Annotated in this window: 16 protein-coding genes; 14 read left to right on the top strand and 2 right to left on the bottom strand. The window is 60.3% G+C overall.

Translation table 11 applies throughout. The features are described from left to right. The first annotated feature begins 16 nt into the window (after window positions 1–16). From AC58D2_RS08595 to mobF, 7 genes are all read left to right on the top strand, one after another. A complete protein-coding gene (locus tag AC58D2_RS08595; protein WP_497389267.1) occupies window positions 17–1,225 on the top strand; it encodes a tyrosine-type recombinase/integrase in 1,209 nt (402 codons plus the stop codon). A gap of 9 nt (window positions 1,226–1,234) precedes the next feature. Beyond that, window positions 1,235–2,092 carry a hypothetical protein gene (locus tag AC58D2_RS08600; RefSeq protein WP_497389269.1) on the top strand — a complete coding sequence of 286 codons (858 nt, stop codon included), beginning with the start codon at window positions 1,235–1,237 and terminating at the stop codon, window positions 2,090–2,092. Window positions 2,093–2,264: 172 nt separating this feature from the next. Beyond that, window positions 2,265–2,432, top strand: a complete 168-nt coding sequence (locus tag AC58D2_RS08605; RefSeq protein WP_497389271.1) for a helix-turn-helix domain-containing protein — start codon at window positions 2,265–2,267, stop codon at window positions 2,430–2,432. 73 nt (window positions 2,433–2,505) lie between these two features. Further along, window positions 2,506–3,054, top strand: coding sequence for a hypothetical protein (locus AC58D2_RS08610; RefSeq protein WP_497389273.1), 549 nt, complete (start codon window positions 2,506–2,508; stop codon window positions 3,052–3,054). Window positions 3,055–3,261: 207 nt separating this feature from the next. Next, window positions 3,262–3,630 carry a hypothetical protein gene (locus tag AC58D2_RS08615; protein WP_497389275.1) on the top strand — a complete coding sequence of 123 codons (369 nt, stop codon included), beginning with the start codon at window positions 3,262–3,264 and terminating at the stop codon, window positions 3,628–3,630. After that, complete coding sequence (locus AC58D2_RS08620; protein WP_497389277.1) at window positions 3,627–5,519, top strand: type IV secretion system DNA-binding domain-containing protein; 1,893 nt, start codon at window positions 3,627–3,629, stop codon at window positions 5,517–5,519. The genes AC58D2_RS08615 and AC58D2_RS08620 overlap by 4 nt, the downstream gene beginning before the upstream one ends. Beyond that, window positions 5,519–8,290 carry a MobF family relaxase gene (gene mobF, locus AC58D2_RS08625; protein ID WP_497389279.1) on the top strand — a complete coding sequence of 924 codons (2,772 nt, stop codon included), beginning with the start codon at window positions 5,519–5,521 and terminating at the stop codon, window positions 8,288–8,290. The genes AC58D2_RS08620 and mobF overlap by 1 nt, the downstream gene beginning before the upstream one ends. 52 nt (window positions 8,291–8,342) lie before the next feature. On the opposite strand, the gene AC58D2_RS08630 is transcribed toward mobF, so the two are convergent. Further along, complete coding sequence (locus AC58D2_RS08630) at window positions 8,343–8,570, bottom strand: hypothetical protein (protein ID WP_497389281.1); 228 nt, start codon at window positions 8,568–8,570, stop codon at window positions 8,343–8,345. Window positions 8,571–8,730: 160 nt separating this feature from the next. Here AC58D2_RS08630 and AC58D2_RS08635 point away from each other — a divergent pair, with 160 nt between their 5' ends. From AC58D2_RS08635 to AC58D2_RS08660, 6 genes are all read left to right on the top strand, one after another. Continuing rightward, the gene (locus AC58D2_RS08635) at window positions 8,731–9,651 is read left to right on the top strand and encodes a nucleotidyltransferase and HEPN domain-containing protein (RefSeq protein ID WP_497389283.1); all 921 of its coding nucleotides are present in this window, start codon (window positions 8,731–8,733) and stop codon (window positions 9,649–9,651) included. A 219-nt stretch (window positions 9,652–9,870) separates the two neighbouring features. Beyond that, the gene (locus tag AC58D2_RS08640; RefSeq protein WP_497389285.1) at window positions 9,871–10,362 is read left to right on the top strand and encodes a hypothetical protein; all 492 of its coding nucleotides are present in this window, start codon (window positions 9,871–9,873) and stop codon (window positions 10,360–10,362) included. After that, entirely contained in the window at window positions 10,359–10,874 is a 516-nt protein-coding gene (locus tag AC58D2_RS08645; protein WP_497389287.1) for an RNA polymerase sigma factor, read from the top strand. Before AC58D2_RS08640 ends, AC58D2_RS08645 begins: the two co-directional genes overlap by 4 nt. 252 nt (window positions 10,875–11,126) lie before the next feature. After that, window positions 11,127–11,474: a hypothetical protein gene (locus tag AC58D2_RS08650; RefSeq protein ID WP_497389289.1), complete on the top strand. Its 348-nt coding sequence runs from the start codon at window positions 11,127–11,129 to the stop codon at window positions 11,472–11,474. 9 nt (window positions 11,475–11,483) lie between these two features. Then, window positions 11,484–12,026 carry an ImmA/IrrE family metallo-endopeptidase gene (locus AC58D2_RS08655; protein ID WP_497389291.1) on the top strand — a complete coding sequence of 181 codons (543 nt, stop codon included), beginning with the start codon at window positions 11,484–11,486 and terminating at the stop codon, window positions 12,024–12,026. Between the two features lie 397 nt (window positions 12,027–12,423). Beyond that, window positions 12,424–12,558: a hypothetical protein gene (locus AC58D2_RS08660; protein WP_497389293.1), complete on the top strand. Its 135-nt coding sequence runs from the start codon at window positions 12,424–12,426 to the stop codon at window positions 12,556–12,558. Window positions 12,559–12,642: 84 nt separating this feature from the next. Here the strand turns inward: AC58D2_RS08660 and AC58D2_RS08665 are convergent, their stop codons facing one another. Continuing rightward, window positions 12,643–13,080 carry a deoxycytidylate deaminase gene (locus AC58D2_RS08665; protein ID WP_497389295.1) on the bottom strand — a complete coding sequence of 146 codons (438 nt, stop codon included), beginning with the start codon at window positions 13,078–13,080 and terminating at the stop codon, window positions 12,643–12,645. A 75-nt stretch (window positions 13,081–13,155) separates the two neighbouring features. Here AC58D2_RS08665 and AC58D2_RS08670 point away from each other — a divergent pair, with 75 nt between their 5' ends. Then, window positions 13,156–13,857, top strand: coding sequence for a dCTP deaminase domain-containing protein (locus tag AC58D2_RS08670; protein WP_497389297.1), 702 nt, complete (start codon window positions 13,156–13,158; stop codon window positions 13,855–13,857). Window positions 13,858–14,216 lie beyond the last annotated feature (359 nt).

A 14,216-nucleotide genomic window follows, 5' to 3' on the forward strand; every position in this document is an offset into this window, starting at 1 on the left:
TTTGCGAGGCCCCCAAATGGCGCTCACTGACACCGCGATCCGCAAAGCGAAGCCAAAAGATAAGCCTTATAAGGTCTCGGATTCGGGCGGCCTTTATCTTTTGGTCAATCCGATCGGCAGCAAGCTTTGGCGCGTTAAATATCGCCTTCATGGAGTGGAGCGTAAACTGGCGCTCGGCGCCTATCCTGCAATCACGCTCGCCGAAGCGCGAGCGGCAAGGGATGATGCGAAGAAGCAGCTCGCCCATGCCGTCGATCCCAACACTGCCAAGCGGCAGGCACGAATCGCTGCGAGTATCAGCGCAGGCAACAGCTTCGCGGCGGTGGCCGAAGAGCTGATAACGAAGCGAGAGAAGGAAGGTGTCGCACCGGCGACACTCGAAAAGCATCGTTGGCTTTTGCGTTTGCTAGGCGCAGAGTTCGGGCGGCGGCCGGTGGCCGACATCACGCCTGCGGAGTTACTTCACGAGTTGAAGAAGCAGGAACGGCGCGGGCGGCTAGAGGCGGCCAAGCAGGCCCGGGGTTTCGCGAGCCGCGTTTTCCGCTACGCCGCCGCTACGGCACGGGCCGAGCGCGATCCCGCGCAGATGTTGCTCGGCGCGCTTGTCCAACCGACCGTAAAGCATTTCGCGGCGATCACTGACCCATCGGAGTTTGGCGCCCTACTCCGGGCGATTGAGGGATATGTGGGCGATCCAGCAGTGATGCATGCGCTAAAGTTGACCCCGCATGTCTTTCAGAGGCCCGGCGAATTGCGCCAGATGGAATGGACAGAAATCGACTTCGTGAAGGCGGTTTGGACGTTACCCGCTTCCAAGATGAAGATGCGTCAACCGCACGCGGTGCCACTGTCACGCCAAGCACTCGCGATTTTGGAAAGTATGCGTGGGCTTTCTGGCAACGGCAAATATGTGTTCCCCTCGGTACGAACACGGGCGCGGCCGATCAGCGACAATACGATCAACGCAGCGCTTCGTCGTCTTGGCTATTCCAAGGAACAAATGACGGCCCACGGATTCCGAACCTCCGCCTCCTCGCTACTCAACGAGTCGGGCAAGTGGAATCCCGATGCCATCGAACGCGCTCTCGCTCACTTGGTCGCGGGGAGCATTAGGCGCATATATAACCAGTCGGCCTATTGGGCGGAACGCGTCGAGATGGCCCAGTGGTGGAGTGATTATTTGTGTCAGCTCCGTGATGGAGGCAATGTGGCCTTCCTTCGCTAGGAGAAGATGGTGGACGACCGGAAGGAAGTGTTGCCGCTCCGCATCGTTGCGGCTCGATTCATTAGCACGGATGACCAAGCGGGACTTGCCGAGCTCGACCGTATCACGGCGGAAGCGTGGCGCGTCATCCAGAATCGATATTGGATCTGGACGTCCTCGTTTATGACGACGGCACTAGTAACAGCCGGCGCTGTTCTCATTGGTGGCGCCCTTACGGTTGGCAAGGCGCCGGGCGCGGATTTGGCCACGCTGCTTGGACTTGGCGGCGCCGCGTTGATGATCGCGATTGGAGCGTCGTGGCGCGTGTTTCAGTATGGCGGGATGAAAGCGAGATCGCCCCAGAGCCCCGTTTACGCGGACCCGTCTGACTTGGCCGTTCGCAATCTGGAACGCCTGTTCGCCATTCTCCAGCTCGAATCGACGTCACGACCCTTCTACTACTCCCGCAATGGCGCGCGCCGATATGTTGACCACCGCTACTTCTTCGGAAAGCTTCGCGCCGCGCATGTAGCCAAGGACAACACGATCCGCAGCGCATTCTTCGGTCCAGTCGGACTCTGGTTCGACCGCGAGCTATTCCTTGAGGCGGATGTCGACAAGCTTATTGCTGACGCCAAGGCCGAACCAAATCGCGCCGGGGCGCCCAAGAAATATGATTACACCGACGCGGTCATCTCATTGATCGAGCATCCCGAGGTGCGGGCGATCGACATCACCAAGAAGCGCGGAAATCAGACTCGAATTATCGAGCTGTTGGAAGATTGGTATGACAGCCGCCGCCGTGAAATCCCAAGCAGAACGCAGCTTTCTTCTTATGCAAAGCAGATTCTGGAGACGATCGCGAAAAATCGCTCGTCTAAACGCTAGCCTGAATTACCGAGAAACCACGCAATTGCGCGGTGTCTAACCGGGACCAATTACCGGGAAACAGCCGCGAACGGCGGATTTCCGGTGCATCCGCATGCCGTTGGAACTGCCGGCGCTTAGCTGCAAATGATCCTGTCGCCCGCCGCATCGCGGCACTCCAACGGAGGCGACAATGGATGAACTCGCATACTCGATTAACCGCACGGCCAAGGCGCTCGGCGTCGGCCGGAGCACAATCTACAAGCTCATCAAGACCGGTCAGGTCGATGCGCTGAAAATCGGCACGCGAACGCTGGTCACCACCGAGTCGATCAGGCGACTGACCCAGACGCAGGCTTAGGCCTGATCCCAGCGAAGGCGACACGTCGCCCGCCATCCCACCGACACATCCCATTTTGTTGAAAGGACGCCGCATGTCCATTCTGCGTAAGGCCGTCGACCGGCTCACCAATTTCTTCCGCTTTGACCACAAAGTCACCCTGCGTTTCGCCGTCGACCGATACAACGCACACTATGTCATTCCGCTCATAGAGAAGTTGATCGCTGACGGTGAAGACGGAGACACCTACCGCTCCGCGCTAGCTCCGTGGAACCGGGCGGAGCGCCCGCCTCTCGCTCTCTATGACGGCGAAACCAGCTTCTGCCGAATCGATGGTCCGTACCAGTGGGCAGGCAATCATGTTTTCCCGCTGGGCGGTCTCGTTCTCAGCTCCGGCGTCACGGCCCACCTCGATCCCTATCAGGCGAGCGATCTTCATTTTCAAATGCGGGCCGCGATAGAGCGGGCCATTCAAGCGTGGGTCGCCGACAATGGATTGCGCGAATGTCCGATGACGCCCGTAGCGTTTGATCGCGAAGCTGCTGATCGCAAGGCCAAGACAATGATCGCGGCAAGGGGCGACATCTTCGATCAGGATCGAATGGTCGCGGCTCCTCGCGAGGAGGGTCAGGATCATGTCTGATACGGCTGCTTTGGAGGCAAGGTCGCGGGGTCGCGATGCTTCGCATCGGACCCGTAATTTGGATACACACCTCACGCACGGGTGCATCCAGCTTTTCCGCCACTTTTCGAGGGTGCGATCCGAGTGCGCTTCGCCGTTGCTTCGCCGAAGCAACGCTATTCTGCCAAAATTCGAGGGTGCGATCCGCACTCTCAGGGAGGCGGCGCGATGAAGACCGTCCAACATTCTATTCGCCTGCCCGCAGCGCTCGACACGGCGCTTCGCGCGCTCGCCGACCGGCAGGGCAAGACGGTTTACGCGATGCTTCGCCGCTGCGTGAAGACGGGGATCGACGGGCAGGTAAATCCCATAGTCAACAGCGCAGACGACCGCGAACTGGTCGCGGAGGTGGCGTCGATGAGCATGCGCCTCGCCGATGTTGAACGCCTGCTCGACCGCACCTTGCACACAGCCTGCGCCGCCTATTGCTATGCCCGCAGCGCCGCGATGGACGGCGGCAAGACCGACGAGGTCATCACCGCCGAGACCAATCGGGCCTATGACCGGCAACGGGCGACAGCGGGGGAACGGCCATGAGCGAGCCTCACGATCTGCGGCTGCATGCCGAGACGCTGCGGCGTCACCTTCGTTACAGCCAGACGCGGCGGTTCAAACGACAGCTTGCGATCATGGTCTCGTCGATCGCGCTCGGCGGTTTGGCCGCGCCCTATCTGATGCTCGACCCGAGCATCCTTCGGGACACGGGCACGCATTACCATGCGAAGATGCTGTCATGGTTTGCAGGCAACGGCGGCGATCCCGGGATAGTGATCCGTTATGAGGGGAGGGACTATCTGAACCCCGCTCGCACCGTCGCGACCGATCCCTATTTTGTCCGCCGGGCGAGCATCGCCAAGTCGTTCGTCTTGCGCGGCGCCATGCTGGGGTTTGTCGCGTGGCTGTCCGGCCTATTCCTGCTCCGCGATGTCGCGGCGCGCCGGCGCGAACGCACGCTCCGGGATCGCGTGATCGACGGCACCAAGGTGACGAGCGAGAAGGAGCTTGTGAAGCTGGCGCGAGCCGAAGCCGGTTCGCAGCCGCTGGCGATCGGTCCCGTCCCCTTTCCCCGCCGCCTCGAAACCCGGCACATGGCGATGGTCGGAACGACGGGAAGCGGCAAGACGACGGTGCTGCGCCAGATGCTCGACGGGATCGCGGCGCGCGGCGAAGCCGCGCTGGTCTATGACACCAGCGGCGAGTTCATCGCCCATTACTTCCGGCCCGAATGCGGCGACATCATCCTCAATCCGTTCGATGCCCGCTGCGTCTATTGGTCGCCCTTCGCCGAGATCGCCCACCCCGCCGATGCCGATCGCATCGCGCAACAGCTCGTTACGGAGACCAGTGACAAGGACAAGGATGTCTGGCTGGAAACGAGCCGCATCCTCGTCGCCAACATGATCCGCGAACTTTGGAGAGAGGAAAGATGCACGCTGTTCGATCTGCACGCGGCACTGAAGACGCTGGGTAAGGAAGAACTCAAGACCTGGCTCAAGGATACGTCGTCGGCGCGCACCTTCTCCGACGACGCCGACCGGGCCACCGGCAGCGTGCTCTTCATGCTCGCGAAGGCCGCGAACCTGATCCAGTTCCTTCGGATGCCCGAGGAAGGCGAGAAGGTCTTCTCGTTCCGGGAGTTCATCGCCGGCCTCGACGAAACGAAGGGCGCCAAGCCCTGGATCTTCGTGCCGCGAAAGGAAGAACAATTTGCGGCACTGAAGCCCTTGCTCGCCTGCTGGCTCGAATGCGCCGCGAGCGCCATGTTGGGCCTTGCTCCGTCATCCGACCGGCGCGTGTGGTTCCTGCTCGACGAGCTTGCCGACTTGCCCCGCGTCGACAATTTGACGCGGTTGCTGCCCGAGGGTCGCAAGTTCGGGGCGGCGGTCGTGCTGACCTTTCAGGGCGTCGGGCAGATGCGGCACCGCTATGGTGACGACCTTGCCGAATCCATGCTCGGTTGCTGCAACACCAAGCTCTTCCTCCAGATGGGCGACGGCGAGTCCCGGCGCTGGGCGAGCGACACGATCGGCACGTGCGAGGTCGAGGTTCAGACCATGACCGGCGCGCTTGGCGATGGCGACGACAAGCCGCGGATGACACTCGGCCGCCAGCGCAAGACTCGGCCCGCCGTGTTCGAAAGCGAACTTCGCCTCGCACGCTATGAGGGCTATTTGCTGTTCCCCGATGGGCTCCCCGTTGCACGCATCGCGCTTACCGCCGATCATATCGACAAGCGGGGCGAGCCGCGCCAGCCAGCCTTTGTCGCTGCGAACCCGGATACGACCCTCTGGCACCGGCCGATGGAAGCGCCTGCGCTGGAGAAGGCCGAGGATGCGACCCCCGCTGCTCCTCCGTCGGCTGAAAAGCCGAAAATAAAGAAGAAGCCGCCGTCCCCCCCGCCCGCAGACGATGGTGGGCCGATCTGATGGTCGCGTCGGTATCCGCACTGACCAGCTCGGCGCAGGCGAGCAGCTATTATGAGGCTGACGACTATTATGCTGAAGGCGGGCTGTCGCCGTCCGAATGGTATGGCAAGGGTGCCGAGGAGCTTGGGCTGTCGGGCGACGTCGATCGCGACGCCTTCCGCGAGCTGCTCGACGGCAAGGTCGCGGGTGGGCAGCTTGGCACGGTGCGTGACGGTCAGCTTGAGCATCGCCCAGGCTGGGATGTGACACTGAGTGCGCCCAAGTCGGTGTCGATCATGGCCGAAGTCGCGGGCGATCGGCGCTTGATCGCTGCACATAGCCAGGCGGTGAAGACCGCGCTCGCGCATGTTGAGGCGCATATGGCCGCGACCCGCGTTCGGCATGGCGGCAGCGTGACCCGCGAAGCCACCGGCAATCTCGTCGTCGCCAGCTTCCAGCATGGGACGAGCCGCGCCCAAGATCCGCAGCTTCATACCCATAATGTCATCATGAACGCGACGCAGGGTGAGGATGGAAGCTGGCGCAGTCTGGAGCCGCGCGCTATCTATCAGCTCCAGAAGCAGATCGGCGCCATCTACCGGCAGGAGCTGGCCGTGCAGGTTCGGGAGCTCGGCTATGAGATCGCACCAGGCAAAGAGTCGATGTTCGAGATCAAGGGCGTCTCGGAGGACGCGATGGCGGCGTTCAGCACCCGCAGCGCCGAGATCGAGGCGGCGCTGGGGGAACGCGGGACTTCGCGCGAAGAAGCCAGTGCCGCCGAAAAGCAGGTCGCCGCGCTCGATACGCGGCAGGCGAAGGTGGCGGCCGATCATGGCGCGCTTGTCGCCGGCTGGCGCGAGGCCGCCGACCGGGCTGGGTTCGATGCCGAGGCTCGGCTGGCGATGGTGCGCGAGGCTGAAGGCAAAGCAGCGAGCGGTACTCACCTTCCCGAGCCCTCCATCGCCGATCGCGCCGTCTCCCATGCCGCCGACAAGCTTGGCGAGCGGCAGTCGGTGTTCTCGGTCGCGGCGCTCCACGAAGAAGCGGGGCGAGTTGGATTGGGAAAGGTTGGCTATGCCGAGATTAGCGACGCGATCGGGCGGGCGACAAAAGAGGGCGAACTGGTCGACCGCGCATTCCTCGACCGGCGCGGCGCCGAGTTCGCCGGGTTCACGACCAGCCAGAATATCGCCGCCGAGAAGACGCTGCTTCGCATCGAAGCGCAAGGGCGCGATGCGCTCGCGCCGATCGCCTCGCCGCTTTCTGCGGCGAAGGCGGTCGCGGTCGCCTCGCGGCAGGCCGAACGTCACGGCTTTGCCTGGAATGCCGATCAGCGCGCCGCGACCGAGCAGCTTCTCACCAGCCGTAACCGGATCACAGCGGTGCAGGGCTATGCCGGCACCGCCAAAACGACCACGGTGCTGGCGACCTTTGCTCGTGAGGCGGAGGCGCGCGGGGTATCGGTCGTCGCGCTCGCGCCAACGGCATCGGCGGCGATGGTGCTCGGCGAGGCGCTGGGGACACGCGGCGACACGGTCGCGCGCCATCTGCTGTCGCCTGAGCATTCCGGACCCAGGCAGCCCGCCGCGTGGATCGTCGATGAGGCTTCGCTGCTTTCGGCTCGCGATACGGCCCGGCTGTTCGAGCTGGCCGAAAAGCATGATGCCCGTATCGTCCTTGTCGGAGACGTGAAACAGCTAGGGTCGGTCGAGGCAGGCGCGGCGTTCGCGCAACTTCAGACCGCAGGCATGGAAACTGCCACGCTTGGCGAGATTGTCCGACAGACGAATAGCGCGACCAAGGACGCGGTGCTGGCGTCGATCGGGGGCGACGCGAAGAAGGCGCTCGTGGCTCTCGATCGCGGTGGCGGCGCAATCATCGAGGGGGCCGACCGTGGCGAGCGCTTCGCCGCGATCGCCGAGAGCTATGCTGGTCTCGACAGGGCGAGCCGTGCCCGAACGCTGGTCATCGAGCCTTCGCGCGAAGGCCGCGATGCCTTGACCGCTGATATTCGTCAGGCGCTCGCCCAAGCGGGCGCGCTCAGGGGACCGGTGCTCGCCGTCGAAAGTCTCGTCAACAAGGGGCTGACGCGTGCCGAAGCGCGCGACCCGCTGAGCTATGACAAGGGTGATGTCGTCCGCTTCGCGCAGGATTATGCCGACAAAGGCGTCGCGCGTGGCGAGGCGTTCGTCGTGGAAGCCGTCAATCCGGCCAAGGCGTCGGTTGCGCTGCGGTCGGAGGATGGGCGCGAAGTGGATTGGCGGCTTCGCCAATGGGGCGCTGGTAAGGTGCAGGTGTTTGAGGCACAGCGCCTCGAATTGCGGACAGGCGACAGCATCCGGTTTACTCGCAACGACCGCGAGGCCGGTCGCGTCAATGGCGCACGCGCGGAGGTGACTGCAGTCGATGTCGATGCCAAGACCGCGACCGTGCGGGGTTCGCGAGGGCAGGTCCAGACGTTGCACTTCGATGTGGCGCGGGATCGGCATATCGCGCACGGCTATGTCGACACCGCCTTCGCGGCGCAGGGCCGGACAGCCGAGCATGTCATCATTCACGCCGACAGCCGTGCGACCAATCTCGTGGACCAAAAAAGCTTCTATGTCGGCATTTCGCGCGCCAAGCAGTCGGCGACGATCTTCACCAACGATCGCGCGAAGCTGGTTTCAGCAATCAATGAACGCGCTGGCGCCGTGCAGACAGCAATCGCATATGCTGCGATGCCGGCGGCCGATGCTCAAAAAACGGCGGGTTCGGCATTAGCCAAATCTTTTGCCGCATTCGGGCTTTGACCTCTCGGTCGGCAGTTCGCTGGTCGAGAGTATTTCATCCCTACTCGCGAATTCATGGCAGGTCGGGCCAAGACCACAGAGGCTCAGCATCCATTCCTTCTACGTGTGCGATCGTTTCGGGAGCGATCGAAGGCGGATCAGGCAAGTCAAATAGTTCGTCGAAAAAGTCGCCGAACCAGCGTTCGAACACGGCAACCTCAACCTCCGTGACTGGAATCGGATCGGGAAAATCGTCGACCACATTCCACGTTGAGAGGTCATGTTTCGGTGGTCTGCCCATGTATTTTCCTCGCCCATGCTTAGAGGTCAGGTTGCTGAGCCCGCCCGGGTTTTAGAGTCTTGCCAACTGCCTCTCCGAAAATCGGTCTTCGGAAGAGCGGTCTACCGGCTACCCGATTGTCCTTGCCAAACCACCACAGTTTCTCGAAGATTCCATGAGCATGCGAACAGACGTCGATCACCTACCTGCCGCCAAGCAGCGCGAACTTGAACGCGTCGTCGAGACGATCTTCGAGGAGTTTCGGGGCGCGACCGAAAATGCGACCGGCCCGCGCAAGGGTGCGCGTATTCTCAAGATTATCCTGTTCGGCAGCCACGCGCGGGGCGACTGGGTCGATGCGCCGCTGTCGGCGAACCAGTATAAATCCGACTATGACATCCTCGTCGTCGTCAGCCAGAAAGAGATGACCGACCGCGCCGCCTATTGGGCGACTGCCGAGGAACGTCTCATTCGCGCTTACACGATCGAAAAAACTCTACACACGCCGGTCAATTTTATCGTCCACAGCCTGCACGAGGTGAACGACGGGCTCTCGCACGGTCGTGTCTTCTTCATGGAGGTCGCGAAAGATGGGATCGCGCTCTACGAAGCCGATGACCGAGAACTGGCCACGCCTAAGCCCAAGACACCGGAACAGGCGCTCGAAACGGCGCGGGAATATTTTGAGGAATGGATGCCGAGCGCAGCCGGTTTTCTCGATACCTCGAAATATGCGCGTAGCTGCGGCAGACTCAAGGAATCTGCGTTCCAACTGCACCAAGCGACTGAACGGCTTTACGGATGTCTATTGCTGACCCTGACCTTCTACACGCCGTACAACCATAATATCGCGTTCCTGCGATCACTCGCCGAAGGGCTTGACCGTCGCCTCTACGGCATCTGGCCAGACGCCACGCATCGTGAGCGAGCAAAGTTCCAGAAGCTGAAGGAAGCCTACACCAAGGCACGTTACGCGAAGCACTACAAAATTAGCGAAGAGGAGCTGATCTGGCTTACCGATCGCGTCGAAGAACTAGGCCGCGTCGTTCATCAGGTATGCTCGGACAAAATCGCCGAGCTTGAGGCTGCGGCGCGACGATAGGCGCTGGGCCTGTGCCGCTTGCCGGGATTCCTAGATTCTGGCATAATCGTCGGCACGGAATGGAACGACTGGCGGCCATTCCGGGGATTACCCTGCCAGGCATCATGTAGGTCCGGCTGCGTGTCGGGCAGTTGCTGACAGCCGCTCCGGCGGCACCACAGCGAACACCGCTTGCCCATCCGCGCGCAATCGCGCGGACCGCCGCGGTGCGAGCTGCAAATGACACCCCTAACAACCGACGTTTACGAGCGCGAAGTCGTGATGGCGCGCGTCGGCCATCTCATCCGGCGCAAGCAGCGCGAAATCGAGCGCATCACCCGCATATTGCGCGGCCTGTTCGACCCGTCGGAGGTTCCGGCGCCCGAGCCGGGACGGATCAGGCGGATCATCCTGATCGGACCCTACGCCCGGCGATCTTGGTATGAAGATAGCCGGACGATCGAATTTTCCGATTATGAATTCTGGGTCGTCGTCAATCATCCGCTTTTCACCGACGAGCGTTGTTGGCGGCGCGCGCGGGCGACCATTGACCGGGAACTGGGCAATCGCTGCGCTGTCGATGTCGAAATCTATTCGAGGTGCGACATTCGCACCGCCAAGGCCGAGCACGACACTTTCATTCTCGATCGGATCGAGGCCGGCGTTACTCTCTTTCGCGTTTCGCGGGATGCGCCGCTTTCCTTGGGCGATCATCGGGAGGGACGGCCATGACCACCGCCCCCGGTCCATTCGCGTCGTTTGACGAATTCTACCGTTGCGAGAACAGGCAGCTGTTCCATTTTTTCAGGCGCCGCGTTGGACGCGAAGAAGCTTCCGACCTCACGCAGGAAGCGTTCACACGGATGTTACGGACCGGAGCTTTTGAACGGGTCGAAAATCCTCGCGCCTATCTCTTCCGCGCTGCTCACAATCTCGTGATCGAGCGCGCACGCCAAGCAAAACGCAAGGGAACGGGGTTGTTCCCTTTTTGTGAAGATCGCGATGCGCCAGCCGGCCCAGAACAGACGCTGGCCATGGAAGCATCGGATTTGCGACGGGGTTTACGGCGTGCGCTTCTCGCCATGCCCCGCCGCACGCGGCGGATTTTCCTAATGCATCGGCTGCGCCGCCAGACCTACCGCGAAATTGCCGCCGAAATCGGCATCCGGGAACAGGGGGGCGAATATCATATGATGCGCGCCCTCTCACGATTTCGGAAGGCGGTGGCGTTTCAACGGTGGTGAGCAAAAAGCAGCTCTTCTGAATGCGTTCTCGTCCAACAGTTCGCCGGCATCCCAGGGAGTTCAACTGCCAGTTGAGGAGATGAGGTCTCCGACAACGATCTCGGCGATCACGCGTTAGCGCTAGGGACCCCTATGACAACCTCTTGCGTTTCCTTGATCAACCTGATAGGTTGAACTATATGAGATCAAAGGTTGACATATTCTCCAATTTCGGGTATACTGCTTTTATACAGGGGGCAGAAAGGAGAAGCCATGATCACAGAGCTAGGAAAGGAGCTTCGGAAAATCAGGATCGATCAGGACGAGCGACTTCTGGACATGGCGGAACGCTTGGAGAAGTCGGCGGCGTTTGTGTCGGCCGTTGAGGTTGGCAAAAAAACACCTCCGAGTGGCTTCGAGGAAGCCGTCATAAAGTCCTACGGTTTAGCAGCGGATGTTGCTGAACGGTTGCGGAAAGCTGCCGACAGGGCACGGAAAGCTTTTACGATCGAACCGAACTCGATGCTCGGACGGGATACCGCAGGCCTTTTGGCTCGTCGGATGAACGACCTTTCGGAGGATCAACTGAAGGATATTCGTGAGATTTTGAATAAGAAATAGGGGTTACGAATGAGTGGTCAGGACTTCATCGTTCCGGCGCGTAGCTGGGATAACATTGAGCAGGTAGCTCAGGGTTGGCGGTCGAAGTTTGGCCTCGACGACACTCCTTACACGCCCATCATGGAAATGATGGAGAAGGTTCTCGACAACCGGCTGAATTGCTTCACGCTCATCCCAATGGACGCAGCTGAAATGGGCCCGGCAGAAGGCTATACCGAGCCTGATGGGAATTTCATCTGGTTGCGAGAAGACGTATATTATGGCGCATGGGCAGGCGAAGGACGCCATCGTTTTACCGCCGCCCATGAGCTTTCGCATTGGGCGATCCACACGAATATCCCATTGGCCAGGGCAATGCCAAACCAAAAGCTCCCGGCCTATCGTCTGAGCGAGCCACAAGCGAACCAGTTTGCTAGTGAGTTGCTAATGCCCGCAAAATTTTTCACGCGCTTTGATTGTGAACACGACGTGATGGAAAGGCACGGCGTTAGCTATCAAGCCGCGAGTAACCGCATCGACTATCTTCGCCGAAAAGGAAAAATTGTCGGATAAAATAAAGACCTGAGCAGGGCTCAGGCCTCCATTTCTCATCGGGCTCACAGGGGCTTGCCGGTGAGGAAGCCAAACACAAGCACCGAATCGAACGTTTTGCAGCGCCGCACCTAGCGGGATTGGGTTTTCTTGTCAAGGCAATAGCGCCCCTCGGAGACGTGGTATGGCGACGGGAACCCTCCCGCCGGCGCCCCCGGGATATCGCTACATCTTCCGCCCATGGCGGAAGTGTGCGCACACCGGTAAGGTGCTCTACGCTAAGGCTTTCGGGCTGAAGGCGTGGCCTATCCTTATTCCGGTCTAACCGCGAGTAAGGCGACGGTGGGCTTACCAGCCCACCGTCGAAGGTTCAGCCATGCAGCGTCTCATCGTTCAACTGTAATGACAGGAGATAATGATGAGTAATCCAAAAGGACCGCGTAAAACCGTCTATCGCAACTCTGATGATGGTCGTTTTGTAACCGAGCGTTACGCCGAGCGTCACCCCAAGACGACCGAGAAGGAGCGCGTAATCGTTCCTAAAAACCGCTAATTTTCGGTGCGCCTCGACCATCGGTCGGGGCGCATTTGATATGGAGGACTTCTCTACCCTTTAGGCCAAGGGCAGCTATGCAAACTAGTCAATCGCAACCACCTCGACTTTGATCTTTGCGAGGCGAAGCATGTCCTCTGCAGCCTGCTGGGCTTCAAGCCAGCGAACTTCCTCGGCCAGTCCCGATCCAAATACTACTCGTTGGATTCCCGACCAGATGATGGCGCGCGCACAATCACTGCATGCAAATCGAGTACAATATAGGGTGGCGCCATCCAGGCTTTTGCCTTTGCTCAATGCCATCATTATCGCGGCTCGCTCAGCGTGCTCAATGAAGTGGTAGCGCTCGGCTTCCGAGACGCCTCGCTCATTTTCAACATGAGCAGTTTTCAGCGCGGGCGGTAATACGTTTGCTGAACGCGATACCACTATTCCGTCTTTCACGATCACGACGCCCACGCCCGATTGAGGCACAAGCTTTGCCTTTGGATCGTCGCTACTGGCCCGTTCGCCATAAGCCATCGACAGGAAGTGGCGATCAGCTTGAGTTCCCAATGCGGTCTTGTGTAAGCTGGCGTCAGGGCGAGGGGGCAACAGATGATCCTAAACAATGAGCAAATAGAAGCTGCGGGCATCGTTTTCGCCGCGAACGACGAACTTCGTCGCTCCACCACTTACGACGCGTCTATTGGCGAATTTATCCTTGATGGGCAATGCTTGGAAGGGGACACATACCGGCTGCCGCCGCGTGGAATAATCTGGGTGGTATCCAAGGAGACCTTCAAGTTCGGCAACTCTCACACTGGCCTCGCGACGCTCAAAACAACCTTAACCCACAAGGGGATCTTGGCGCTAAATGTTGGGGTCATTGACCCCGGCTTTGAAGGCCCTTTGGCTACCGCTCTGGTGAATTTCAGCCGAACCACAGTCAAACTCCAACGCGGGAGCCCGTTCTTTCGCGTCCTTGTGGCTGAGCACACTCCAGCATCAATTTTTAAGCCAGTTATTGAAGACCGTCACGCCTACATTGATCGCGTGGTCAACCGCTCAACGGGCTTTGCGAACAGCTTCTTGGATACCAACTCGCTTGGAGATGAAGTCGCCGCTCGTATTTTCGGCCTCCCTAAACTTACTGTGGTGGTTGGGGTCTTCGGGTTGTTCCTCGCACTTATTGCTCTTGTGGCTTCCATCTGTGTCGCCGTGATCGGCGATTTGTCCGACGCTGCCGCGCTGGCGAATGATCTGAATACGCGCGTGGAGAGGTTGGAGAAGATAAAGCCCGCGTCGGGTACGAACTGAACGCCGCCTCAATTATTGATCCGCAGCGTGACGGCAAGGCCGACGATCGACCGCAACATGAGTTGTCCGACAATGCTCGACCAAGTCAGCTAGGGCAGAGCCGAGAGCTAGCTCGCACTCCCATATAATGCGCACGTCCCAGCCGGCGGCACGTAGAGCAGCTTCATTCCGCTGGTCCCGGGCCCGATTGGCTTCAAGTTTCTCCTCCCAGAAGTCGATCCGGGATTTGGGCATTCTTGCTAGGCTTCGTGGACAAAGCTTGACTGTGGACTCGGACCTTGATTCAAGGCTGGCTTTTGGAGGCTGCCTTGGGCGAGCGGATTGGCGTTACAGACGAAGAATGGGAAGTGATCGGGCCG

The sequence above is a fragment of the Sphingopyxis sp. CR5 genome, from assembly GCF_059693785.1.

Bases quoted from the DNA above. Each gene is read 5' to 3' on its own strand.
- AC58D2_RS08670 (WP_497389297.1), top strand. From the start codon at position 13,156: ATGATCCTAAACAATGAGCAAATAGAAGCTGCGGGCATCGTTTTCGCC.
- AC58D2_RS08595 (WP_497389267.1), top strand. From the start codon at position 17: ATGGCGCTCACTGACACCGCGATCCGCAAAGCGAAGCCAAAAGATAAG.
- AC58D2_RS08605 (WP_497389271.1), top strand. From the start codon at position 2,265: ATGGATGAACTCGCATACTCGATTAACCGCACGGCCAAGGCGCTCGGC.
- AC58D2_RS08655 (WP_497389291.1), top strand. From the start codon at position 11,484: ATGAGTGGTCAGGACTTCATCGTTCCGGCGCGTAGCTGGGATAACATT.
- AC58D2_RS08640 (WP_497389285.1), top strand. From the start codon at position 9,871: ATGACACCCCTAACAACCGACGTTTACGAGCGCGAAGTCGTGATGGCG.
- AC58D2_RS08665 (WP_497389295.1), bottom strand. From the start codon at position 13,080: ATGGCTTATGGCGAACGGGCCAGTAGCGACGATCCAAAGGCAAAGCTT.
- AC58D2_RS08635 (WP_497389283.1), top strand. From the start codon at position 8,731: ATGCGAACAGACGTCGATCACCTACCTGCCGCCAAGCAGCGCGAACTT.
- AC58D2_RS08610 (WP_497389273.1), top strand. From the start codon at position 2,506: ATGTCCATTCTGCGTAAGGCCGTCGACCGGCTCACCAATTTCTTCCGC.
- AC58D2_RS08615 (WP_497389275.1), top strand. From the start codon at position 3,262: ATGAAGACCGTCCAACATTCTATTCGCCTGCCCGCAGCGCTCGACACG.
- AC58D2_RS08660 (WP_497389293.1), top strand. From the start codon at position 12,424: ATGAGTAATCCAAAAGGACCGCGTAAAACCGTCTATCGCAACTCTGAT.
- AC58D2_RS08630 (WP_497389281.1), bottom strand. From the start codon at position 8,570: ATGGGCAGACCACCGAAACATGACCTCTCAACGTGGAATGTGGTCGAC.
- AC58D2_RS08620 (WP_497389277.1), top strand. From the start codon at position 3,627: ATGAGCGAGCCTCACGATCTGCGGCTGCATGCCGAGACGCTGCGGCGT.
- AC58D2_RS08650 (WP_497389289.1), top strand. From the start codon at position 11,127: ATGATCACAGAGCTAGGAAAGGAGCTTCGGAAAATCAGGATCGATCAG.
- mobF (WP_497389279.1), top strand. From the start codon at position 5,519: ATGGTCGCGTCGGTATCCGCACTGACCAGCTCGGCGCAGGCGAGCAGC.
- AC58D2_RS08645 (WP_497389287.1), top strand. From the start codon at position 10,359: ATGACCACCGCCCCCGGTCCATTCGCGTCGTTTGACGAATTCTACCGT.